This window comes from Exiguobacterium sp. SH31 (assembly GCF_001816105.1).
Taxonomy (GTDB): domain Bacteria; phylum Bacillota; class Bacilli; order Exiguobacteriales; family Exiguobacteriaceae; genus Exiguobacterium; species Exiguobacterium aurantiacum_A.
The window spans coordinates 1-23,587 of record NZ_LYTG01000053.1 but is presented as its reverse complement, the minus strand read 5'-3'; the positions used below and the strand labels follow the sequence as shown (position 1 = coordinate 23,587).

The 23,587-nt window shown below is 51.2% G+C and carries 22 protein-coding genes, 2 tRNA genes and 3 rRNA genes; 1 reads left to right on the top strand and 26 read right to left on the bottom strand.

From position 1 onward, the window contains the following. Positions 1-27 precede the first annotated feature (27 nt). The 12 genes from pth to metG all read right to left on the bottom strand — a co-directional run bounded on the left by pth (position 28) and on the right by metG (position 11,313). Positions 28-585, bottom strand: coding sequence for an aminoacyl-tRNA hydrolase (gene pth / locus A6395_RS08040; RefSeq protein WP_070329381.1), 558 nt, complete (start codon positions 583-585; stop codon positions 28-30). Positions 586-641: 56 nt separating this feature from the next. Further along, a complete protein-coding gene (locus tag A6395_RS08035; RefSeq protein ID WP_016509622.1) occupies positions 642-1,598 on the bottom strand; it encodes a ribose-phosphate diphosphokinase in 957 nt (318 codons plus the stop codon). A 45-nt stretch (positions 1,599-1,643) separates the two neighbouring features. Beyond that, positions 1,644-2,999, bottom strand: coding sequence for a bifunctional UDP-N-acetylglucosamine diphosphorylase/glucosamine-1-phosphate N-acetyltransferase GlmU (gene glmU / locus A6395_RS08030; RefSeq protein WP_071398632.1), 1,356 nt, complete (start codon positions 2,997-2,999; stop codon positions 1,644-1,646). Between the two features lie 182 nt (positions 3,000-3,181). Continuing rightward, positions 3,182-3,481 carry a septation regulator SpoVG gene (gene spoVG / locus A6395_RS08025; RefSeq protein ID WP_071398631.1) on the bottom strand — a complete coding sequence of 100 codons (300 nt, stop codon included), beginning with the start codon at positions 3,479-3,481 and terminating at the stop codon, positions 3,182-3,184. A 137-nt stretch (positions 3,482-3,618) separates the two neighbouring features. After that, positions 3,619-4,443: a pur operon repressor gene (gene purR / locus A6395_RS08020; protein ID WP_071398630.1), complete on the bottom strand. Its 825-nt coding sequence runs from the start codon at positions 4,441-4,443 to the stop codon at positions 3,619-3,621. A gap of 73 nt (positions 4,444-4,516) precedes the next feature. Continuing rightward, positions 4,517-5,380 carry a 4-(cytidine 5'-diphospho)-2-C-methyl-D-erythritol kinase gene (gene ispE, locus A6395_RS08015; protein WP_071398629.1) on the bottom strand — a complete coding sequence of 288 codons (864 nt, stop codon included), beginning with the start codon at positions 5,378-5,380 and terminating at the stop codon, positions 4,517-4,519. A 101-nt stretch (positions 5,381-5,481) separates the two neighbouring features. Continuing rightward, positions 5,482-5,718: a Veg family protein gene (locus A6395_RS08010; RefSeq protein WP_070329386.1), complete on the bottom strand. Its 237-nt coding sequence runs from the start codon at positions 5,716-5,718 to the stop codon at positions 5,482-5,484. Between the two features lie 83 nt (positions 5,719-5,801). After that, positions 5,802-6,680, bottom strand: a complete 879-nt coding sequence (rsmA, locus tag A6395_RS08005; protein WP_071398628.1) for a 16S rRNA (adenine(1518)-N(6)/adenine(1519)-N(6))-dimethyltransferase RsmA — start codon at positions 6,678-6,680, stop codon at positions 5,802-5,804. After that, entirely contained in the window at positions 6,677-7,237 is a 561-nt protein-coding gene (gene rnmV / locus A6395_RS08000) for a ribonuclease M5 (protein WP_071398627.1), read from the bottom strand. Before rnmV ends, rsmA begins: the two co-directional genes overlap by 4 nt. After that, on the bottom strand, positions 7,230-8,537 hold the full coding sequence (locus A6395_RS07995) for a 3D domain-containing protein (RefSeq protein WP_084813009.1): 1,308 nt from the start codon (positions 8,535-8,537) through the stop codon (positions 7,230-7,232). The genes rnmV and A6395_RS07995 overlap by 8 nt, the downstream gene beginning before the upstream one ends. After that, the gene (locus tag A6395_RS07990) at positions 8,534-9,301 is read right to left on the bottom strand and encodes a TatD family hydrolase (protein WP_071398626.1); all 768 of its coding nucleotides are present in this window, start codon (positions 9,299-9,301) and stop codon (positions 8,534-8,536) included. Before A6395_RS07990 ends, A6395_RS07995 begins: the two co-directional genes overlap by 4 nt. 53 nt (positions 9,302-9,354) lie before the next feature. Further along, on the bottom strand, positions 9,355-11,313 hold the full coding sequence (metG, locus tag A6395_RS07985) for a methionine--tRNA ligase (RefSeq protein WP_071398625.1): 1,959 nt from the start codon (positions 11,311-11,313) through the stop codon (positions 9,355-9,357). Positions 11,314-11,643: 330 nt separating this feature from the next. On the opposite strand from metG, the gene A6395_RS07980 reads away from it, so the two are divergent. Beyond that, positions 11,644-11,937, top strand: a complete 294-nt coding sequence (locus tag A6395_RS07980) for a transition state genes transcriptional regulator AbrB (protein WP_070329391.1) — start codon at positions 11,644-11,646, stop codon at positions 11,935-11,937. 16 nt (positions 11,938-11,953) lie between these two features. Here A6395_RS07980 and rsmI read toward each other — a convergent pair whose 3' ends face one another. The 14 genes from rsmI to A6395_RS07910 form a co-directional block, all read right to left on the bottom strand. Next, positions 11,954-12,823, bottom strand: a complete 870-nt coding sequence (gene rsmI, locus A6395_RS07975) for a 16S rRNA (cytidine(1402)-2'-O)-methyltransferase (RefSeq protein ID WP_070329392.1) — start codon at positions 12,821-12,823, stop codon at positions 11,954-11,956. Continuing rightward, positions 12,795-13,073, bottom strand: coding sequence for a GIY-YIG nuclease family protein (locus tag A6395_RS07970; RefSeq protein ID WP_016510809.1), 279 nt, complete (start codon positions 13,071-13,073; stop codon positions 12,795-12,797). Before A6395_RS07970 ends, rsmI begins: the two co-directional genes overlap by 29 nt. Next, complete coding sequence (locus tag A6395_RS07965; protein WP_071398624.1) at positions 13,066-13,800, bottom strand: tRNA1(Val) (adenine(37)-N6)-methyltransferase; 735 nt, start codon at positions 13,798-13,800, stop codon at positions 13,066-13,068. The genes A6395_RS07970 and A6395_RS07965 overlap by 8 nt, the downstream gene beginning before the upstream one ends. Positions 13,801-13,865: 65 nt before the next feature. Next, positions 13,866-14,201 (bottom strand): DNA replication initiation control protein YabA, encoded by a 336-nt coding sequence (yabA, locus tag A6395_RS07960; RefSeq protein ID WP_016510808.1) that lies wholly within the window; start codon positions 14,199-14,201, stop codon positions 13,866-13,868. A gap of 23 nt (positions 14,202-14,224) precedes the next feature. Continuing rightward, complete coding sequence (locus A6395_RS07955) at positions 14,225-15,055, bottom strand: PSP1 domain-containing protein (protein ID WP_070329394.1); 831 nt, start codon at positions 15,053-15,055, stop codon at positions 14,225-14,227. A gap of 6 nt (positions 15,056-15,061) precedes the next feature. Beyond that, positions 15,062-16,066, bottom strand: coding sequence for a DNA polymerase III subunit delta' (locus tag A6395_RS07950; protein ID WP_233589730.1), 1,005 nt, complete (start codon positions 16,064-16,066; stop codon positions 15,062-15,064). A gap of 5 nt (positions 16,067-16,071) precedes the next feature. After that, positions 16,072-16,401, bottom strand: coding sequence for a cyclic-di-AMP receptor (locus A6395_RS07945; RefSeq protein ID WP_070329395.1), 330 nt, complete (start codon positions 16,399-16,401; stop codon positions 16,072-16,074). After that, positions 16,398-17,039: a dTMP kinase gene (tmk, locus tag A6395_RS07940; RefSeq protein ID WP_071398623.1), complete on the bottom strand. Its 642-nt coding sequence runs from the start codon at positions 17,037-17,039 to the stop codon at positions 16,398-16,400. Before tmk ends, A6395_RS07945 begins: the two co-directional genes overlap by 4 nt. Positions 17,040-17,041: 2 nt before the next feature. After that, positions 17,042-18,496 (bottom strand): aminotransferase class I/II-fold pyridoxal phosphate-dependent enzyme, encoded by a 1,455-nt coding sequence (locus A6395_RS07935; protein ID WP_233589731.1) that lies wholly within the window; start codon positions 18,494-18,496, stop codon positions 17,042-17,044. Between the two features lie 51 nt (positions 18,497-18,547). Next, positions 18,548-18,663 (bottom strand): 5S ribosomal RNA (gene rrf, locus A6395_RS07930). A gap of 51 nt (positions 18,664-18,714) precedes the next feature. Then, positions 18,715-21,628 (bottom strand): 23S ribosomal RNA (locus A6395_RS07925). A gap of 90 nt (positions 21,629-21,718) precedes the next feature. Then, positions 21,719-21,791 (bottom strand) — tRNA-Ala (locus tag A6395_RS07920). A gap of 23 nt (positions 21,792-21,814) precedes the next feature. Beyond that, a tRNA-Ile gene (locus A6395_RS07915) sits at positions 21,815-21,891 on the bottom strand. Positions 21,892-21,967: 76 nt separating this feature from the next. Continuing rightward, positions 21,968-23,530: ribosomal RNA gene (locus A6395_RS07910) — 16S ribosomal RNA — on the bottom strand. The 16S, 23S and 5S rRNA genes sit together here with 2 tRNA genes alongside, the layout of an rRNA operon. Positions 23,531-23,587: the final 57 nt, after the last annotated feature.

Sequence of the window (23,587 nt, the reverse complement as noted above, 5' to 3'; positions counted from 1 at the left end):
TACGACAAAAAAGGGTGCTGTGACCCTTTAGTTATATCGATTCATGAGCGCGACCCAGTCCGTGTCCACAAAATCTGTTGCGGCGGCCACGGCTTGGTCGAGCGTATCGTTCAATTCGGACATATCTTCTTTTCGATAACTCATCAGTACCCAATCAACGACTTTGATCGGGTGCGGGGGACGTCCAACGCCAAGCTTAAGCCGCTTAAAATCCATCGTCCCTAGATGCTGAATCAATGACTTGATGCCATTATGTCCACCGGCACTCCCTTTCGGACGCAGGCGGAGTTTGCCTGGGACCATGTCTAAATCATCATAGATGACGAGTAAATCGTCGATATCGATTTTATAGTAATCGAGAATCGGACGGACCGCTTCACCTGATAGATTCATGTACGTGAGCGGCTTGACGAGAACGACCCGCTCTCCATTGATTCTTCCCGTTCCAATGACTGCTTTAAACTTGGCTTCGTCAAGCGTGATCCCGTGCTTGTCCGCTAACCGATCAATTGCTAAAAACCCGATATTATGACGGGTCATTCCATATTTCTTGCCCGGATTCCCGAGACCGACGATACATTTCATCATGTTCCTCCTGAACAAAAAAGCCCAAAGGCGAACGCCTTCGGGCCTCGTTTTTTTTAATCGAACAGCGTGCTCACCGATTTGTGCTCGTGGACACGCATGATCGCTTCCCCAAGCAAACGGGCAACCGACATCTGCTTGATTTTGCTCGAGTACTCGCGACCAGTCAAATCGATCGTGTTGAGGACGACGAGTTCTTTGATTGACGAGTTGTCGATTCGCTCCATTGCCGGGCCAGACAGAACCGGGTGAGTACATGAAGCGTATACTTCTTTTGCTCCCGCTTGGACGATTGCGTCTGCTGCGAGTGTGATCGTACCGGCCGTATCGATGATATCATCGATCAAGATGGCTGTTTTGCCTTCAACGCTGCCAACGATGTTCATGACTTCGGCCACGTTCGCTTCCGGGCGTCGTTTGTCGATGATGGCGATTGGTGCTTTCAAACGTTCTGCGAGCTTCCGCGCGCGCGTGACACCGCCGTGATCTGGTGAGACGACGACGATATCTTTTGCTTTGAACTCATCTGTCTCGAAATACGTCGAGATGAGCGGGACACCTAACAATTGGTCTACTGGAATATTGAAGAAACCTTGGATTTGAGCGGCGTGCAAGTCCATTGTGATGACGCGTGTCGCTCCGGCTACCGTAAGCAGATCGGCAACGAGTTTCGCTGTGATCGGCTCACGCGACCGTGCTTTACGGTCTTGGCGTGCGTAACCATAGTATGGGATGACGACGTTGATCGTGCGAACCGAGGCCCGTTTCAGCGCATCGATCATCACGAGCAATTCCATGAGCGTTTCATTCACTGGTGAGCTCGTCGATTGGATGATGTACACATCGTCGCCTCGGACGCTCTCCTCGATATTGATGTAAAGTTCTCCGTCGCTAAACCGCTTCACTTGGCAGTCGCTGAGTGGGACACCGATTTCTTTGGCAATTTCTTCAGCTAACGGGCGGTTCGAGTTTAAGCTAAATAGGCGAATTTCACGTTCATATACAGTAGACATGTTTAGGATTCTCCTCCATCGTTTTCCATAGTAATAGGCAGCAACTTAGCGTTTCGTGTAACCTTCTTTGTTCGTTTGACGCTCGCGCGCAATAGCGAGAGCTTCTTCAGGGACATCGTTTGTAATCGTTGAACCGGCAGCGACGATCGCACCTTTCCCGACTGTTACCGGGGCAATCAAGTTGACGTTACATCCGACAAACGCGTCTGCTTCAACGACCGTCTCAAACTTATTCTTACCATCATAGTTGACCGTGATCGATCCACATCCGAGATTGACACGTTCACCGATCGAGGCATCTCCGATATAGCTGAGATGCGATGCTTTCGCACCGTCCCCGAACGTTGATTTTTTGATTTCCACGAAATTGCCGACGCGCGTATTGGCGCCAAGGACTGCTTGTTGACGAAGATGGGCGAACGGCCCAACTTGCGCATGATTTCCGACACGGCTATCACTGAGTACCGATTGACGAACGGTCGCACCGTCTTCAATCACACTGTTGCGGATATCCGAGTTCGGTCCGATCACGCACTCTGAACCGATGACCGTCTTGCCAAGAATGACTGTACCTGGGTAGATGATCGTATCTGATCCGATGACGGCGTCCGGCGAAATGTATGTCGAGGCAGGGTCCATGAAGGTCACACCTTCACGCATAAGGCGTTCATTCGTCCGTTTGCGCATGATCGTTTCAGCCTGCGCGAGAGCGACGCGATCATTGACACCGATCGTCTCACCGAACGTCGGCGCGGTATGGGCCGCGACAACTTCGCCTGCTTCTTTCGCAATCGCGATGACGTCTGGCAAGTAATACTCACCTTGGACGTTATCGTTACCGACTTGTTTGAGGGCATCAAACAATAATTCGTTGTCAAACACGTAAGTTCCCGTATTGATTTCAAGAATCGCTTGCTCTGCGGCAGAGGCGTCTTTATGTTCGACGACTTTCGTCACGTTACCGTCTTCTCCACGGATGACGCGACCATAACCGGTCGCATCGTCAGCGATCGCCGTCAGTACCGTTACTTTCGCTTGCTGCGCCTCATGATGGGCAAGGAGCGCCTCCAACGTTTCCGCTGTGAGAAGTGGTGTGTCACCACAGACGACAAGCGTCGCACCTGATTTACCAGCGAGCTCAGCTTCTGCCATTTGAACCGCATGGCCCGTTCCAAGTTGCTGTTCTTGGACCGCGTACTCGACGCGTGAGCCTAGCGTCTCTTGTACCGCTTCAGCCCCGTGACCGACGATGACGATTTGACGACTGACCCCGATTTTGTCGAGTTGGTCGACGACATGTTCGACCATCGGTTTTCCAAGGACCGGATGAAGCACTTTATAGAGCTTAGACTTCATACGCGTCCCTTTACCTGCTGCCAAAATGACTGCAAAACGATCCATTCTTGATTCGCCCCTATCTTAATCGACTGTTTTTATTCAAACGTTCGGTTTTTCTATATTTAAATCCTGAATACACCGTTTCTACTATATCGAAACCGTGACGCGGTTTCAACCGTTGTAACCATTCGTAACCAATCAAACGCAAAAAGGCAGCGGAAGGGTCCCCATCCGCTGTCGAGTCATTATTCGTTTATACCGTTGTATGATTCCTGTGCTTCGTAAGTGGAAACATCGACCGTGCCGTAGGCTTCGAGCACAGCCGCCTCGACTTTTTGGCGCATATCTCCATTGATCGGGTGAGCGATGTCTCGGAAGATGCCTTCCGGCGTTCGTTTACTCGGCATCGCGACGAAGAGACCAGCGCTTCCTTCGATGATTCGAAGGTCATGCACGACAAACTCTTGGTCGAGCGTGATTGAAGCGAGTGCCTTCATCCTACCTTCCGTCGTCACTTTGCGAATTTTTACGTCTGTGATCTGCATGTTTCGCATCCCCTTTTCTTCGTTGTCTATCCCATGGTGTACCTTCACTAAAAGGTTGAGGTGATTCAAGCGAATCGTTTTTGACTTCTATGACTGATATACCCTCTCATCATAAAACGAAATCAAATTTTTGCCAATCACTTTAAGAACTGTTCGACGTTACCGCGTGAAATTGTGACGAGTCCTTCATCTGCATCAACGTTCGTCAACTTCATCAAGCTGACGTACTCACTCACCATTTTCTTCTCGGCACCTTCGGCCTCCATCAAGACACCGACACCCGCGAGGTTTGCCTCGAACTCATTCAACAGGCTCATCATCCCACGGATCGTCCCGCCTGCTTTCATAAAGTCATCGATGAGCAAGACGTTTGCGCCTCGTGGCAAGCTTCGACGGGCGAGTGCCATCGTACGGATCGCTTTTGACGAGCCGGAAACGTAATTGATACTGACGGTCGACCCTTCCGTGACACGGCTGTCGGACCGGACGATGACGAACGGAACACCTAATTGCTCAGCGACCGCGTAGGCGAGCGGGATCCCTTTTGTCGCAATCGTCATGACGACGTCGACTTTACGGTCCGCAAACACCGAGGCGAAGATTTGTCCCATCGGTTTCACTTGACGCGGATTACCAAGCACGTCGGTTAAGTATAAATAGCCTCCCGGAAGCAGACGCTCCGGTTTCGACAGTTGATCGCACAAGCTATCGATCATCGATAGCGACTTGTCTTTGCTCCACCCTGGAATGAACATGACTCCCCCGGCCGCACCTGGGACGGTAATCAATTTCCCGGTACCGTCGTGGGCGAGCATTTCACTGACGATGACTAAATCTTCACTGATCGATGATTTAGCAGACTGATAGCGGCTCGAAAACATCGATAACGAGACGAGCTGATGTGGATGGTCAAGCATATAACGGGTCATATCGACGAGACGACCACTTCTACGAATTTTCATACGGATTCCCCTTCACTTTGTCAATAATAGACGAATGTTCTAAACAGAATATATCACTTTCATTCGTCTTTGTTCAATGTTTTTTGCCGAGAATCCGAACGACGAACACTTCCGGACAAAATCCTTTCAGTCCGTTATAGACGCGGTGCGCTTTTTGCTCGTGCTCTATGAGCGCGAATACGGTCGGGCCGCTGCCGCTCATCAACACGCCATCAGCACCACAATGCAGCATCGTCTCTTTGATTTGACGGACTTCGGGATGCAGTTCAAGCGTGACACCTTCAAGCGCGTTACCGAGGTTCGCACAAATTCCGTCAAAGTCCCGTTCACGAATCGCTTTAACCATCGCCGCAGTATCTGGATGGACGATTTTCTCCATCTGAACGGCTCGATACACGTCAGCCGTCGATACACCGAGCTTCGGCTTCGCCAACACGACATAGCACGGCGGCGGTGACGGAATCGTCTCTAATATCTCACCGCGGCCCCGGGCGATCGCGGTTCCACCCATCACACAAAACGAGACGTCTGAACCGACCGCGGCTCCGAGCTCTGCTAACTCCTCGAGCGTCAAACCGAGCTCGAACAGTTCGTTCATTCCCCGAAGCGTCGCCGCCGCATCACTCGATCCTCCGGCGAGCCCTGCTGCGACCGGGATTTGTTTATCGAGGACGATTTCGACTCCTTCTGCGATGTCGAACCGCTTCCGCAACAAATCGGCCGCACGGTAAGCTAAGTTCCGATGATCGCTCGGGACATAGGCGTGCTCAGACTGGATTCGAATCTCATCCGTATCGAGTACGGTCAATTCGAGCCGGTCGGACAAGTCCACTGTCGTCATCACCATTTCTACTTCATGATAGCCGTCCGTCCGCTTCCCGAGGACGTCTAGTGTCAAATTGATTTTTGCCGGCGCTTTCACACTGATCGTACGCATATCGTTCACCCTTCCCAATGTATCTCCTGTTCGCCATTGTACCGTAAACGGACGCACAAAAAAAGAAGCAGCTGCCAATGCATCCGCCCCTCATTTATCGATCAATTACTGAATTCAATTTTAACTGTATCCGTTAGGACATCAGCGTAGCTATAAGAGACACGTTCCACGTTGTGATGCTCTTCATCCAACTTGACAACGAACACCGCGGGATACGTCTCAACGAGCGTTCCAAACCGAGTAACGACTTTCTTACGACCGCCGTTTGCTTTCAACGTCAATCGTTCTCCAACATGTGATTCGAGTTTTTGTCTGATTTCTTGCAACGTCTTTGGCATACGCTTCACCTCACTGTTACAAGTATAGCATATTCTAAAACGGAAATAAAGAGTAAATATTATAGCGACTCGCTATCCAGTCGTCAACTATTTTTAAGTGGTAAAATTGTGTCTGCTAAGCGTGCAAACTCTTGAAGCGAAAGCGTTTCGCCTCGCCGTTTCGGGTCGATTCCCGCTTCATTCAAGAGACGTTCAAGGTCTACTTTTTTATCTTTGCCGAGATGATTCGTCAAGTTGTTCAAAATCGTTTTTCGACGTTGCGCGAAACTAGCGCGGGCGATTTCAAAGAAAAAGGCTTCGTCTTCGACATCGACAGCCGGGCGCGGACGCATCTTGAGCGTGATCACGGCCGAGTCGACGTTTGGAGCCGGCATGAACACGCTTTTCGGTACGATAAAGCTTACACTCGCTTCCGCATAATACTGGATCGCGATTGATAAAGAACCGTACGCTTTCGTGCCAGGTTTCGCCCCGATGCGCTCAGCCACTTCTTTTTGAATCATCATGACGAGCGAACGGAATTTGATCCGGCTCTCGAGCAAACGCATGATAATCGGCGTCGTCACATAATATGGCAAGTTGGCGACGACCGCGATATCGTCAATCCCCTCACTCAAGAACTCACGTTCCACGATGCTGCGAATGTCGAGCTCGAGCGCGTCCCCATGAATGACGTGAACGTTCGGGTAAGGCGCCATCGTGTCTTCAAGGATCGGTAGAAGGCGTTGATCGATTTCAAGCGCGACTACTTTTTGCGCCCGCTTGGCCGATTGTTCCGTCAACGAGCCGATTCCCGGACCGATTTCGAGCACACCGCTCGCTTCACCTAGTTCTGCGGCGTCGACGATTTTATTTAATATATTCAAGTCGATTAAAAAGTTTTGTCCGAGCGACTTTTTGAATGAGAAGCCGTGACGTTGTAAAATCGCTTTCGTGCGATGAATCGTTGCAATATCTTTCAATGATTTTCCTCCTCTAACTGAGCGAGTGCCCGCTCCCATTCCTCGATGGTCACGCGCAACGCTTCGACTCGTTTCACAAATTGTTTGGCGTTAGGTTCCCCGATGCGGAGCAAGACGCCAAGACGCTTGCGACGAGTTGCGGCATCCGCCCCACCGATCAAATCGGCCTCGAGCACCATTTGTCGCGTGACGAACGGCTCGTCCGTCTCAACTCGCGTTTCATAAACCGCCTCGAGCACACGACGAATTGTCGCAGGTGTCGCGTGTTCGACGCCGATTTTCCCTCGTTTGTCTTTCGCCTCGGCCCGAGGGAGGTAGGCGTGTTTACAGCCCTTCACTTGCTCTTCGACGATGGCCCGGATCCGATCGCCAGGATAGTCCGGGTCGGTCAAGATGATGACACCACGAGTCTCCTGGGCACGTTTGATCCGTTCGATTGTCTGTTTTGACACGGCCGAACCGTTCGTCTCAATCGTGTCGACGTCGTACACTTCTTGAAGCCGGGTCGTATCATCGCGTCCTTCGACGACGATCACTTCTTGTATTTTCTCACGCATTGTCAGTTCCTTCTTTCTCTTCTTGCTTCGGGATCACCCAAATCGTCAGTGGCTTACGACCAAACGTGACCGCTTCCTCTTTCGTATCCATCATGATATCGATAATATTGCCTTTGATCGCGCTGCCTGTATCGAGAGCAATCGCCATGCCAAACCCTTCGATATAGACGCGGGTTCCGAGCGGGATGACGGCCGGGTCGACCGCAATGATTCGCATTCCTTCATACAGGATCGTATCCGTCACGTCATAGCCGCTGCGCGTCAGTACTCTGCCGTCATACGTCACGGTGTCTTCTGCATTGTTCGTATAGGCGGTGGCCTCGACGAGGAGTTGTTTGGCTGATGTGAAGTCAAGGACATCGTCGGCCCGAGGCGTTTCCTCGATTTTGATTTCCGCTTCCTCGCGGAATGGACTTGTCGAGTCAACGGTCTCAGTCGGCGCTTCGGCTGCTTCAAACTCGGCTTCGCGCTCGGTTGCGACTTTCGTACCGACCTTAATGATTTGCGGTCGCACTGTCTGCACCATTTCGACGTCTGTCTCGGTCCGATTTGTAATTGTACCATTTTCAACTGTCAGTGCATACCGCGTCCGCTCTAGACCAGGGACGCCGACTTGTGACACTTCGGTCGTTCCGGCTGCAAGTGTCGCATCCTCTTCTTCAATGATCTCGAACGGGATTAAGCGGTTCTCATATTGAACGACGTCTCGGCTCATGTTGACGGTGATCGTCATCCCATCACGCACTTCGGCCGTGAGCGCCGGAACGACCGTATCTTTATCTGAAATCTCAATTCGGGCTTCTCGTAACGCCTCTTCCACGGTCGATGCCATCGTATAAACTTTTGACGCATCATCGCCTATGATCAAATCAAGCGCCACGACCGGCTGATAGCGAATCGTCATGCCTGACGTGATCGGCGTTCTGACCGACGGATAGACATCATCACCTTCTCGCACGCTCACACCGTATCGGAGCAGGACATCACCAACGGTCCGCTCACGGGTATCGATCGTCTCCATTTGACCGTAACCGATCTGGAGCGACACCGTTTGGGCCCGTTCGATATGAATGACACGCTCCGGCGGGACGTCTGCACTGAGTGCCGGCGTCACATAGTCAGCCTCATCGATCGTGATCCCGGCCTCGGTGAGCACTTCGATGACCGAATCAGCCTGTGTATCGTGCTCAATCTTGACACCGTTATCGATAATCGTAATCTTCTCCGGCTGCATCATCATGTAGGCGAAGACGGCAACGACAATAACGCCTACACTTAACACGAAACGTCTAATCATCATGGAAGTCGGAACAGCCGTTTCGCATTGGCGGTCGTAGCCTCGGCGAGTGCTTCGTAAGGTATGCCGCGGAGCGCTGCAATCTCTTCAGCGACGTAAGTGACGTATGCCGGCTCATTTCGTTTACCGCGGAACGGTGTCGGCGTCAAATAGGGGCAATCCGTCTCGACAAGAAGACGGTCGAGCGGTACCTGCTGCGCCACTTGCTTTGGCACTTTGGCGTTTTTGAACGTCACCGGTCCGCCGAGCGAGATATAAAAATTCAACTTCAAACAGCGCTCGAGCAGTTCGACAGACATGCTGTAACTATGAAACACGCCGCCGACAACTTCCGCGTGCTCTTCTTCTAGCAGATCGAGCACGTCCGCCGTCGCTTCGCGGTTGTGGATGACGATCGGCATGTTCGTCCGCTTCGCGATCGCGATTTGCTGACGGAACACACGCTGCTGTACATCTTTCGGTGACTTGTCCCAATGGTAATCGAGACCGATTTCCCCGAGTGCCATCACTTTAGGATGTGCCATAAGCGCTTCAATTCGGGCGAGTTCAGCTTCGGTGCAGTCAATCGCGTCGACCGGATGCCAGCCAATGATGGCGTAGACGTCCTCATACGCCTCAGCCAACTCAATGGCACGGTCAATCGTAGGTGTATCGAATCCGACGACGAGCATCGGCGAGACGCCGGCAGTGCGAGCACGCTCGATTGTCGCCTCGACATCTTCATTGAACTGCTCAGCGTTAATATGGGTGTGCGTATCAATCAACATGATGCATCCTCCTTATTTAGACAAAGAGAGGGAGACCGAAGTCTCCCTCAAAATTATTTGACGATGGCCCCGTTCGGCATATTCTCTGAGACGGTGGCGAGTTCTAGCTTACCATCTTTATCGGCTGCTAAAATCATTCCTTGAGACAGTTCACCGCGGAGTTTGACCGGTTTCAAGTTGGCGACGACGATCACTTTTTTACCGACTAAGTCTTCCGGCGCATACCATTCGGCGATACCCGAGACGATTTGTCGCGTTTCGCCGCCAAGGTCGACTTGAAGCTTCAATAGTTTTTTCGCTTTCTTGATCTTATCTGCTTCGACGATTTGCCCGACCCGAAACTCAACTTGGTCGAACACATCGATCGTGATTTCTGGACGGACGTCCTCATCTTCAGTTTCAGCCGGCGTTGCTTCCGCTTCGATGCGCGCTTGCGAAGCTTGACGCATCATCTCTTGAATCGCATCGACTTCTTCTTTCACGTCTCGACGTGGGAAAATCGGCGTTCCGTCCGTCACGACCGCCCCATCAAAGGCAGCGAACGTATCGAGCGCTTCCCATGACATGTCTTCGTCAACGAGTCCGAGCTGACGGAACATTTCTTTCGGCGCCCGTGTCATGAACGGTTGAATCATGATCGCGACATGGCGGAGTACGCCGGCGAGGTGCGTCATCACAGATGCAAGCTCATCACGCTTCGACTCATCTTTTACGAGCACCCATGGTTGTGTCTCATCGATATATTTATTGGCTCGGCTGACGAGTTGCCAAATGCTTGCGAGGGCGACCGAGAATTCCATATGCTCCATCGCTTCTTCTGTCTTATTCGTCGTTTCGTTTACCATACGGAGAAGTTCCGCATCGAACGCCGTCACATTCCCCGCATAAGCCGGTACGTTGCCATCGAAATACTTCTTGATCATGGCAACGGTCCGGTTGAGAAGATTCCCGAGGTCGTTCGCGAGATCAAAGTTCAAGCGATCGACGAACGCTTCCGGTGTGAACGTGCCGTCTGCACCGAATGGGACTTCACGGAGCAAGTAGTAGCGAAGCGAATCAAGACCGTAGCGGTCGATGAGTGGAATCGGATCGACGACGTTCCCTTTTGACTTCGACATCTTACCGTCTTTCATGAGCAACCAGCCGTGCGCGAACACTTGCTTCGGTAGCGGTAGGTCAAGCGCCATGAGCAGCGCCGGCCAAATGATCGTATGGAAACGAACGATTTCTTTCCCGACCAAGTGTACGTCTGCCGGCCAGTAACGATTGAACAATTCATCGTTATCTGTCCCGTAGCCGAGCGCGGAGATATAGTTCGTGAGCGCGTCGACCCAGACGTATACGACGTGTTTCGGATTCGACGGGACTTGTACACCCCAGTCGAACGTCGTCCGCGAGACTGCCAAATCCTGCAGTCCCGGTTTCAAGAAGTTGTTGATCATTTCAGTTTTACGCGATTCCGGTAAAATGAAATCCGGATGTGACTCGAAGTACTCGATCAACCGGTCCGCATACTTGCTGAGGCGGAAAAAATAGCACTCTTCGCGCACGAGTTCTACCGGATGACCGCTGTCAGGACTTTTTCCATCAACGAGTTGTGATTCTGTATAGTACGTCTCGTCCGGGATTGAGTACCACCCTTCGTACTCACCGAGGTAAATGTCATCATTTTTGAGCAGTGTCTCAAATACGTGCTCGACGACCGCTTTATGACGGGCGTCAGTTGTCCGGATGTAATCGTCATATGAGATCTCAAGCTTGTCCCAAAGCACACGGATGTCTTTGACGACTTCATCGACAAACGCTTGTGGCGTCACGCCAGCTTCTTGGGCCTTTTCTTGAATCTTCTGTCCATGCTCGTCGGTCCCAGTCAAGTAACGGACGTCAAATCCTTTTAAACGCTTATAGCGAGCGATCGCATCGCCGGCCACCGTCGTATAGGCATGACCAATGTGTAGTTTCGCACTCGGATAGTAAATCGGAGTCGTGATATAAAAAGTTGGCTTCGCCATAGTATGTTCTCCATCCTTTCGACATTTGCAATTTCCATTATACACGGTTCGACAAAAGAAATTCCAAACCAATTGTTTGGAATTATTTTGTCACTAGCTTATAAAAAATGTTCCAAAAAAACCCTTTCTTTGTTTCAGGTGCAAACTTTCGGGGAATTTTAGGTGTATATCGTTCCCTTATCGTCATTTTTCGAAAAATGTGTATTTCCAATAGTAAGCAGTTGACTGCAATTGGAAAGTTTAGTATGCTTTTTGCTGAAGCTACATTGTCGAATTTTGACGATTCATGTCACCATGAGATTTCGACATCATTGGAGGAGGAAACATAAAATGAAATCTACAGGTATCGTACGGAAAGTTGACGAGCTCGGCCGCGTCGTTATTCCAATTGAATTGCGCCGGACACTCGGTATCGCTGAAAAAGACGCACTCGAAATTTACGTCGACAACGAACAAATCATCTTAAAAAAATACAAACCGAACATGACATGCCAAGTGACAGGCGAAGTATCTGACGACAACTTCAAGTTGGCTGATGGAAAACTCATCCTTTCACCTGAAGGCGCACAGCGCGTTCTCGTCGAGTTGAAAAACATGCTCGAGAACTACTACAGCGAAGAGTAAGCGAGGGAATCCTTGCTTACTCTTTTTTGTCGACTTGATGATACGCATCGTAGACTTCGCTTCGTGCCAAGCCACGCTCTTTCGCGACTTGCTTAATGGCCGCGTTCGGTTTGAGTCCGTCTTCGATGTACCGGTCGACATGCTCTAAAGGCGACAGCGCTTCCCACCAGTCGCTCGTCGGTGCCGACTCTGTAGAGCCGCTCACCATGACGACGAATTCGCCACGCACCTCGCCCTCGCACCATGCGAGCGCCTCTTCAACCGTGCCTCTTAAAAACTCTTCGAACGTTTTCGTCAACTCTCGACCGAGCACGATTTCGCGATTACCGAGTACGTCCTTCACCCCGGTCAACATCTCTTTCAACCGATGCGGCGCCTCATAAAAGATGAGTGTACCCGGTTCATATTGAAGGGAAGCCAACACTTCGGTCCGCTCTTTCTTTTTACGAGGTAAAAACCCGTAGTATAAGAACCGTTCTGTCGCAAGGCCAGATGCGACGAGTGCCGTGAGTGCCGCGTTCGCACCCGGCAAGACGACGACTGGCAGCTTCGCCTCGATTGCGAGTCGGACGAGGTCACTCCCCGGATCTGAAATACCAGGCATGCCCGCATCCGATACGACGGCGACAGACTTACCGTTTTGAATGTCTTCAATTAAACGGGGTCCGCTCACTTGCTTATTGTGCTCATGATAGCTGACCAATTTCGTCTCGATCTCGAAATGACGACATAGTTTCATCGTTTGCCGTGTGTCTTCGGCCGCAATCAAATCGACTTCACGCATGATGCGGACGGCCCGGTACGTCATGTCCTCTAAGTTGCCGATCGGTGTCGGTACGACATAAAGCGTCGGCCCCTCAGTTTGATAACTTTTCTGTGAATTCATTGGTCGTCCCCTCCATCAGCTGCTGTTTTTGAGCGCGGGTCAATTGTTTGATCGACCATTCATACCGCATCGCTTCCTGTTTCGTCTCGAACGACTTGACGTATCGAAGACTGACCGGAAGACGCGCCCTTGTATATTTCGCACCTTTACCGGCGTTGTGCACAGTGACCCGTTTTTCGATATCGGTCGTGTAACCGGTATAGTAGGTTTGGTCACTGCATTCGAGAATATACGCATAATAGTTACGCATCGAGGATGTCTCGCATCGTTTTCGTATACGTATCATCTTCCTCATAAACGATAAACGGAGGTAAGATCGTGAGTCCTGGTTTTCCATCTTTAGACCCCTCTATAAGTAATGTGTTCGCATCTCGTCCCGCCTTCGGGTAGACGAGCTGCATCCGCTTCGGCTCAATGCGGTATGCCCGCATGAGCGTGACGATATCGAGCAACCGTTCCGGCCGATGGACGAACGCGACTTTCCCGCCTGGCTTCACAAGCTGACTTGCCGAACGAATGCAATCTTCGAGCGTACAGAGAACTTCATGACGAGCAATCGTATGGTGCTCATTTTGATTGCGAAGCGACGTCTCATTGGCCAGAAAGTAAGGCGGGTTACACGTCACAACATCATAACGGGCATGGCCGAGAATGGAGGCGGCCGTTTTCACGTCTCCTTCGATGATGTGAAGCCGCTCTTCGAGACCGTTCACCTCAATGCTGCGATTCGCCATGTCGACGAGCCGGGGCTGAATCTCGACGCCCGTCACCGTCCCTTTCGTCCGATAAGATAAAAAGAGCGGGATTGCGCCGGTGCCAGCGCATAAATCGACCAACTTTCCTTGTTGAATCGGTACCCAAACGAATTCGGCGAGTAGCACCGCATCCAATGAGAATGAAAAGACATCATCACTTTGGATGATTTTACCGGGGCGTCCAAGCAAATCGTCAAGGCGCTCCCCTTGTTTTACAGTCACGCTGTTTCCCTCCTATATAACAACAGAGGCGACGGACAGAGATTTCCTCCGTCTATCGCCCCCGATTAATGCTTATTTAACATCGACATACAAAAGAGGCAATCGCCATCTTTTCTGACTTGTCCGTAGTGCAAGTTGCAAATATGGAACCCTTCCTGATAGAGCGCCGCCAAGTTGTTCTGTCCTTTTCCGGACAAAGCGATTTGCGGATCGCCATCAGGGGTTTCGACTTCTGCAAGTTGCTCAACCTTTTCACGCAGGTGATGGTTCTCGAGATACATATGTTGGTTTTCTTCAAGCAAATAGGCGAGTTGTTCTTTGAGCACGCTTAAATGCTCCGTCAACACGTACATCTGTTGCTCAATGGCATCGACCCGCATCATAACTTCTTTTTTATCCATTCTCTCCACTGCTCAGCACCCCATCACTGTTTCAACGGTTTTCGTTTGACCGCACCGACTTCGACGAGTTCATCGATCGTATACGTCACAACACGAGTCCGGTCATTCAATTCGACTTGAATCAACTGATCCAAGATGTTGAGACCGACGACACGTCCATCACCTTCTGGAATTTTGATTCGCTTCCCGACGTCTGGCAAGTCTCGTTTCAATTCTTCATACGTATCGTTCTCATATTTGAGACAACACATGAGACGACCGCATACTCCGGAGATCTTGTTAGGGTTCAAGGAAAGGTTTTGATCCTTGGCCATCTTGATGGACACCGGTTCAAACTCGCCTAAGAACGAGGAACAACACAGCACTCGACCACAAGGACCGATTCCACTGAGTAGCTTCGCTTCATCCCGCACCCCGATTTGTCGGAGTTCGATCCGTGTCCGGAACACGCTCGCTAAGTCTTTAACAAGCTCGCGAAAATCAACGCGCCCCTCAGCCGTGAAATAAAAAATAACTTTATTACGATCAAATGTATACTCAACATCTACTAATTTCATCTCAAGTCGATGTTCGCGAATTTTTTCTTCACAGACGGCGTGAGCGTCAACAGCTGCCAATCGGTTGTCTTGAACGATTTCGGCATCTTTTTGATCGGCGACACGAAGGATCGTTTTCAACGGCAAGACGACTTCGTCTTCACCTAGTTGTTTACCAACTTGGACGATTTCACCGTATTCGATTCCCCGCACCGTCTCGACGATGACATGGTCTCCACGTTCAAGCGTTGCTTCGCCTGGTGAAAAGTAATAGATTTTTCCCGCTTCTTTAAAACGGACTCCAACTACTTCAAGCACGCTCTCCTATCCCTTCTGCAAATCGAACGTTAACCGTTCGAACGTTAATTGAGGATTGACGTTTGCCTCGAGCCGTCGAATCGCTTCATGAACGAATTCGATGGCATGGACGATTTTGTGTACCGGACGATCATTTACGAAAGCCGTATATAACGGCTGCTCTTTCGTGAACAGTTCCGGGACATAATCGGTTCGAACTTTGAAGTGGAGAGCTTCCTCCAACCAACTTTCGAACAGTTCGAGGCCGACTCGGAGTTCATTGCGCCCTTTGAAGTGACCGAGCCACTTCTCTTGGGCGAACAAAAGCAACTCTTGCGGCCGTTTTGTCAATACTTCAACTAATTGTACCACTAGCCCGTACGCCTGTACAAACCAGTCGTTGTGAAGTGCCTCGCGCGCATCGTCCCATTTCGGATAGACGGTCAGGGCAAGACGTGCCAAATCGTTCGTGCATTGCATCTCTTCTGCCAGTTTTTCAGCAAGGCGAACCCGATCAATCGGGCGAAATACTAAGTGTTGTGCCCGTGAACGAATCGTCGGTAGAAGCAGTTGAGGTTGCGTCGTCACCAAAATAGCGAGTTTGCCGACACCGGGTTCCTCAAAAAACTTTAATAAACTGTTCGCTGCTTGCGTCGTCATCTTATGCGCTTGGTGGATCACATATACTTGACGATCGCCCTCGGCTCCCCGTAATGACAGGTCGCTCAATAGCTGCTGGATTTGTTCTTTTTTGATACTGGCCCCGTCCGGTTCGACTTCCATGTAGTCGACGATATTGCCAGAATCCATCCGTTTACAGTTTCGGCAAACACCACAAGGTTCAGCCCCGCTCGGCATTTCACAAAAAAGTGCCTTGGCAAATAATTGGGCCGTTTCAATCAGATAAGGTTCATAGTCACCCGAAAAAATGTAGGCGTGTCCGATTTTTTGAGCGGCAATCGAATTCTCAATCACTTTTGCTACGACTTTCTGTGATTCAGTCAACTCTTGGAATCGCATATGTGTGACCATTCCCATTAAAACTGATGAAATCCTTCAATCGGCAAGACGAAAATAGTCGCTCCGCCAACTTGGACTTCAACAGGATACGGAATGTATGAATCGGCATGTCCACCCATAGGCGAGATTGGCGTAATCATTTGATCGCGGCTTGAGCAGTTCGATTTGATCAAACCTAGCAAATCGTCAAGGCGTTCTTTCGGGACACCGATCATGAACGTCGTATTGCCTTCCTTCAAAAAGCCTCCGGTCGTAGCCAATTTCGTCGCTCGAAAATCCTCTTCAATTAAAGCGTCTGACAAACGCGCGCTGTCTTTATCGTGTACGATTGCGATTACCATTTTCATAATTCGTTCACTCCTCTTTCGTGTAGTCGTTCTATCGTGATATCGAACACTTCATCTTGGATGAGTTCAATCGTCTGGCTTGCGTCGATTCGGACCATTCGGCCAGGATTTTGTTGAAGTAACGTCAAGAAGCCTTCATAGACGCGTTGATGAAACGCCTCGTCCCGACTCTCGATTCGATCTAACTGCCCGCGTTCTTTCATGCGATGACTCGACTGCTCTGGACTTAAGTCGAATAAGAAAGTCAAATCGGGTGTGACTCCAGCTGTCGCCCACTTATTGAGCGACACGACTTGCTCTAAGTCATACTGAAGACCATACCCTTGGTACGCGATGGATGCATCGACAAACCGGTCACAAACAACGATGGCACCCCGGTCGATGGCCGGACGAATCACCTGATCCACGTTTTGTGCACGAGACGCTGCATACAGCATCATTTCGGTGCGTGGTGTCATTTCGTCATGCTCTGGAGACAATAGCACTTCCCGGATGCTATTCCCGACTTTCGTTCCTCCTGGCTCTCGTGTCATAACAACCTCATACCCTTTTTTAGTCAAGGCGTTAGCCAGCAATTGCAACTGCGTCGTCTTTCCAGACCCGTCTGGACCTTCGACAGTGATGAACATACCTTTCACGTTTAAAACTCCTCTACGATAACATCAATTTGTTTTATCATAACATGTCTGTTCGCCTGGAGGTTCCGTCCCAACGAAATCCACTCTTTTAACACACGAATTTTCTCATCCGTCACGGTCTCACCTTTTAAAATCCAAGGGATCCCTGGCGGATAAGGGATAATCGTCTCAGCTGCAACGCGTCCGATCGCTTCATCGAACGGAAGGCGCACGACGTGTGTATCTTCTTTTATAAGATGAAGGCGCGAAACAGGCTCCGTCATCGGAAACGGATAAATTGTTTCATCCTCGTCAATGAACGGGACATGCTGAGAAGCATTTTTAATCAGCTTCACCCAATGATGGATCTCTTGCGTTTTTAATTCCCGGAACGGCAGACAGAATAACACATGGTCCTCGGCCGCAAGCTCAATATCAATTCCAATCGAAGATAGATGTCTACTAAAAATCAAACCGTTCTTCGGATAAGTCAGTACCGTCATTTTTGTGAAATCGTCGCCCACTTTTATCGTGAAACCGGCACGTCTCATTTCCATAATAAAAGCTAAATGACTCGTTTGAATCAGTGACCAATCTCGGTCACTCAAATTTTCGAGATAAGCTCGAGCGTGATCAAGAGACGCCATAATCAAGTAAGACGGACTAGACGTTTGGAAGGAAGAAAGCGCATGAAACAAACGCGATTCATTAATATCTTCCTTATAGTGAATCCAGGCCCCCATCGTGAATGCCGGGAGTGTCTTATGGGCGGACTGGACGACAGCGCTCGCACCTTCAAAAATCGCTGAGCGGTTTGGAAGATTCGGATGAATCAAGTGTGCCCCATGCGCCTCGTCTACAAGTAAGGGAATCGTTAACGTCTGCAGAAAACGACTGATTGCCCGTACATCTGCCATATCCCCATAGTAAGTCGGGGACGTAAGCAGTAACGCTTTTCCTCCGGGATATTGCGTAACTGCCGCTTCGACAGTACGAAGGGAAACGACCGTCGGCAGACCGCTGCCCCGTTCTAGTTCAGGAGTTAATAAAATCGGCTCTAAGCCCAACCATTCAATTGCGTTCCAAACTGATTTATGTGAGTTTCGCTGGACGTATACCCGCTCACCTCGTTTGACTGTCGCAGCTAACATGCTCCAGTTGCCAACGGTCGATCCGTTGACTAACCACTTACTCTTACTTTGATACAGGGTCCCAAGAGCCTCTTCACCTTGCTGGATAATCCCTTCAGCGTGATGAAGGTCATCCAGATGTGCAAGTTCGGTTAAATCATACGGCATGATTTTATTAAATGCTGTCGGGAGGCTATCATCTGTCACGGTCCCGTTATGATGACCTGGCACATGAAACGACACACGTCCTTCCCGAACGTGCTGTTCAAGCATTTCCATAAACGTGAATGGATTATTTTTAGGCTTTCGAGTCATGTGAAAATCCTCCTTATCCGACACCGTACGCATAAATTATACAAAAAGAGACGACCAAGCATGTGCTTGGTCGTCCTTCATATGGCCTGGCAACGTCCTATCCTCACAGGGGGAGACCCCCAACTACTTTCGGCGCTGAAGCGCTTAACTTCCGTGTTCGGCATGGGAACGGGTGTGGCCGCTTCGCTATCGCCACCAGACAAGGGAATTGTTCCCTGAAAACTGAAGACTCATCAAGTTCAAACCGTTTCTAGATCAAAGCCTCGACCGATTAGTATCATTCAGCTCCACACGTCGCCGTGCTTCCACCCATGACCTATCTACCTCATCGTCTCTGAGGGGTCTTTCTTGATTGCTCAAAGGGAAATCTCATCTCGGAGGGGGCTTCATGCTTAGATGCTTTCAGCACTTATCCCGTCCGCACGTAGCTACCCAGCGATGCTCCTGGCGGAACAACTGGTACACCAGCGGTGCGTCCATCCCGGTCCTCTCGTACTAAGGACAGCTCTCCTCAAATTTCCTGCGCCCACGACGGATAGGGACCGAACTGTCTCACGACGTTCTGAACCCAGCTCGCGTACCGCTTTAATGGGCGAACAGCCCAACCCTTGGGACCTACTCCAGCCCCAGGATGCGATGAGCCGACATCGAGGTGCCAAACCTCCCCGTCGATGTGGACTCTTGGGGGAGATCAGCCTGTTATCCCCAGGGTAGCTTTTATCCGTTGAGCGATGGCCCTTCCATGCGGAACCACCGGATCACTAAGCCCGACTTTCGTCCCTGCTCGACTTGTAGGTCTCGCAGTCAAGCTCCCTTCTGCCTTTGCACTCTGCGAATGATTTCCAACCATTCTGAGGGAACCTTTGGGCGCCTCCGTTACTGTTTAGGAGGCGACCGCCCCAGTCAAACTACCCGCCTGACACGGTCCTCCAGCCGGATCACGGCTGCGAGTTAGAGACTCTATACGCAAAGGGTGGTATCCCAAGGATGTCTCCACCGAAGCTGGCGCTCCGGCTTCACAAACTCCCACCTATCCTGTACATCGCGTACAAAGCCTCAATATCAGGCTGTAGTAAAGCTCCATGGGGTCTTTCCGTCCTGTCGCGGGTAACCTGCATCTTCACAGGTACTATGATTTCACCGGGTCTCTCGTTGAGACAGTGCCCAAATCGTTACGCCTTTCGTGCGGGTCGGAACTTACCCGACAAGGAATTTCGCTACCTTAGGACCGTTATAGTTACGGCCGCCGTTTACTGGGGCTTCGGTTCAGTGCTTCTCTTGCGATGACACATCCCCTTAACCTTCCAGCACCGGGCAGGCGTCAGCCCCTATACTTCATCTTGCGATTTAGCAGAGACCTGTGTTTTTGCTAAACAGTCGTTTGGGCCTATTCACTGCGGCTTATGTTGCCATAAGCGTCCCTTCTCCCGAAGTTACGGGACCATTTTGCCGAGTTCCTTAACGAGAGTTATCCCGCGCGTCTTAGAATTCTCATCTCGCCTACCTGTGTCGGTTTACGGTACTGGCGCCGACCTCCTTACTAGAGGCTTTTCTTGGCAGCGTGAAATCCGGTACTTCGCCCTACGGGCTCCACATCACAGCTCAACCTTGTGTGCCGGGCGGATTTGCCAACCCGACGGCCTCGCTGCTTGTCCGTGCACTTCCAGTCGCACGGTTACCTTATCCTTCTGCGTCCCCCCATCGTTCAAACGGTGGTACGGCGGTACAGGAATATCAACCTGTTGTCCATCGCCTACGCCTTTCGGCCTCGGCTTAGGTCCAGACTAACCCTGAGCGGACGAGCCTTCCTCAGGAAACCTTGGGCTTTCGACGGAGGGGATTCTCACCCCTCTTTTCGCTACTCACACCGGCATTCTCACTTCCAAGCGCTCCACGGCTCCTCACGATACCGCTTCACTGCTGCTTGGAACGCTCCCCTACCATTCCTTACGGAATCCATAGCTTCGGTGGTATGTTTAGCCCCGTTAAATTTTCGGCGCGGCGTCACTCGACTAGTGAGCTATTACGCACTCTTTGAATGGTGGCTGCTTCTAAGCCAACATCCTAGTTGTCTGTGCAACGCCACATCCTTTTCCACTTAACATACACTTTGGGACCTTAGCTGATGGTCTGGGCTGTTTCCCTTTCGACTACGGATCTTATCACTCGCAGTCTGACTCCCGAGTACAAGTTGCCGGCATTCGGAGTTTGACTGAATTCGGTAACCCTGTGGGGGCCCCTAGTCCAATCAGTGCTCTACCTCCGGAACTCTTCACCTCGAGGCTAGCCCTAAAGCTATTTCGGGGAGAACCAGCTATCTCCAGGTTCGATTGGCATTTCACCGCTACCCACACCTCATCCCCGCACTTTTCAACGTGCGTGGGTTCGGACCTCCAGTCAGTGTTACCTGACCTTCATCCTGGACATGGGTAGATCACCTGGTTTCGGGTCTACGACGACGGACTGATGCGCCCTATTCAGACTCGCTTTCGCTGCGGCTCCGCCTCATCAGCTTAACCTTGCCCGCCATCGTAACTCGCCGGTTCATTCTACAAAAGGCACGCCATCACCCGTTAACGGGCTCTGACTACTTGTAGGCATACGGTTTCAGGATCTATTTCACTCCCCTTCCGGGGTGCTTTTCACCTTTCCCTCACGGTACTGGTTCACTATCGGTCACTAGGAAGTATTTAGCCTTGGGAGATGGTCCTCCCGGATTCCGACGGGGTTTCACGTGTCCCGCCGTACTCAGGATCCACTCTGGAGGGGATAAGATTTCAGCTACAGGGCCGTCACCTTCTCTGGCCGACCTTTCCAGGTCGTTCACCTATCCTATCCCTTTGTAACTCCGTATAGAGTGTCCTACAACCCCAGGAAGCATGCTTCCTGGTTTGGGCTGTTCCCGTTTCGCTCGCCGCTACTCAGGGAATCGAATTTTCTTTCTCTTCCTCCGGGTACTTAGATGTTTCAGTTCCCCGGGTTTGCCTCACGCCGTGCTATGTATTCACACGGGTGTCCCGCCAGTCTCCCGGCGGTGGGTTCCCCCATTCGGATACCTCTGGATCAAAGTGCACTTACCACTCCCCAGAGCATTTCGCTGTTCGTCGCGTCCTTCATCGGCTCCTAGTGCCAAGGCATCCACCGTACGCCCTTTCTACCTTGATCTAGCGTCTCTAAGACACACGGTCCGAACGGACCATGCATATTGTTCTTGGTTTGATGTCTTGATGAATCTTCAGTTTTCAAAGAACAAAGAGGAGCCTAGCGGGATCGAACCGCTGACCTCCTGCGTGCAAGGCAGGCGCTCTCCCAGCTGAGCTAAGGCCCCATATAAGGGAATTCTCAAAAAAATGGTGGGCCTAAGTGGACTCGAACCACCGACCTCACGCTTATCAGGCGTGCGCTCTAACCAGCTGAGCTATAGGCCCTCATAATTTGATTTGTCGAGAGATTTGGTCTCTCAAAACTGAACGATGGGCAATGCCACATGGGCATTTTCCTTAGAAAGGAGGTGATCCAGCCGCACCTTCCGATACGGCTACCTTGTTACGACTTCACCCCAATCATCTGTCCCACCTTCGGCGGCTGGCTCCTTGCGGTTACCTCACCGACTTCGGGTGTTACAAACTCTCGTGGTGTGACGGGCGGTGTGTACAAGACCCGGGAACGTATTCACCGCAGTATGCTGACCTGCGATTACTAGCGATTCCGACTTCATGCAGGCGAGTTGCAGCCTGCAATCCGAACTGAGAACGGCTTTCTGGGATTGGCTCCACCTCGCGGCTTCGCTGCCCTTTGTACCGTCCATTGTAGCACGTGTGTAGCCCAACTCATAAGGGGCATGATGATTTGACGTCATCCCCACCTTCCTCCGGTTTGTCACCGGCAGTCTCCTTAGAGTGCCCAACTGAATGGTGGCAACTAAGGACAAGGGTTGCGCTCGTTGCGGGACTTAACCCAACATCTCACGACACGAGCTGACGACAACCATGCACCACCTGTCACCCCTGCCCCCGAAGGGGAAGGTACATCTCTGTACCGGTCAGGGGGATGTCAAGAGTTGGTAAGGTTCTTCGCGTTGCGTCGAATTAAACCACATGCTCCACCGCTTGTGCGGGTCCCCGTCAATTCCTTTGAGTTTTCAGCCTTGCGACCGTACTCCCCAGGCGGAGTGCTTAATGCGTTAGCTTCAGCACTGAAGGGCGGAAACCCTCCAACACCTAGCACTCATCGTTTACGGCGTGGACTACCAGGGTATCTAATCCTGTTTGCTCCCCACGCTTTCGCGCCTCAGCGTCAGTTATAGGCCAAAGAGTCGCCTTCGCCACTGGTGTTCCTCCACATCTCTACGCATTTCACCGCTACACGTGGAATTCCACTCTTCTCTCCTATACTCAAGCCTTCCAGTTTCCAATGGCCCTCCCCGGTTGAGCCGGGGGCTTTCACATCAGACTTAAAAGGCCGCCTGCGCGCGCTTTACGCCCAATAATTCCGGACAACGCTTGCCACCTACGTATTACCGCGGCTGCTGGCACGTAGTTAGCCGTGGCTTTCTCGCAAGGTACCGTCAAGGTGCCGCCATTGCCTGCGGCACTTGTTCTTCCCTTACAACAGAACTTTACGACCCGAAGGCCTTCATCGTTCACGCGGCGTTGCTCCATCAGACTTTCGTCCATTGTGGAAGATTCCCTACTGCTGCCTCCCGTAGGAGTCTGGGCCGTGTCTCAGTCCCAGTGTGGCCGATCACCCTCTCAGGTCGGCTATGCATCGTCGCCTTGGTGGGCCATTACCCCACCAACTAGCTAATGCACCGCAAAGCCATCCCCAGGCGACGCCGAAGCGCCTTTCATCCTCGAACCATGCGGTTCGATGACCCATCCGGTATTAGCCCCGATTTCTCGTGGTTATCCCAGACCTGAGGGCAGGTTCTTTACGTGTTACTCACCCGTCCGCCGCTCATTCCGTCGACTTCCCCCCGAAGGGTTCCGCCGATTTCCTGCGCTCGACTTGCATGTATTAGGCACGCCGCCAGCGTTCGTCCTGAGCCAGGATCAAACTCTCCAAAGAATTTGATATAGCTCTTGAAAATGACGAAGCTTGCGCTTCAATCAAAACTTGTAAAAC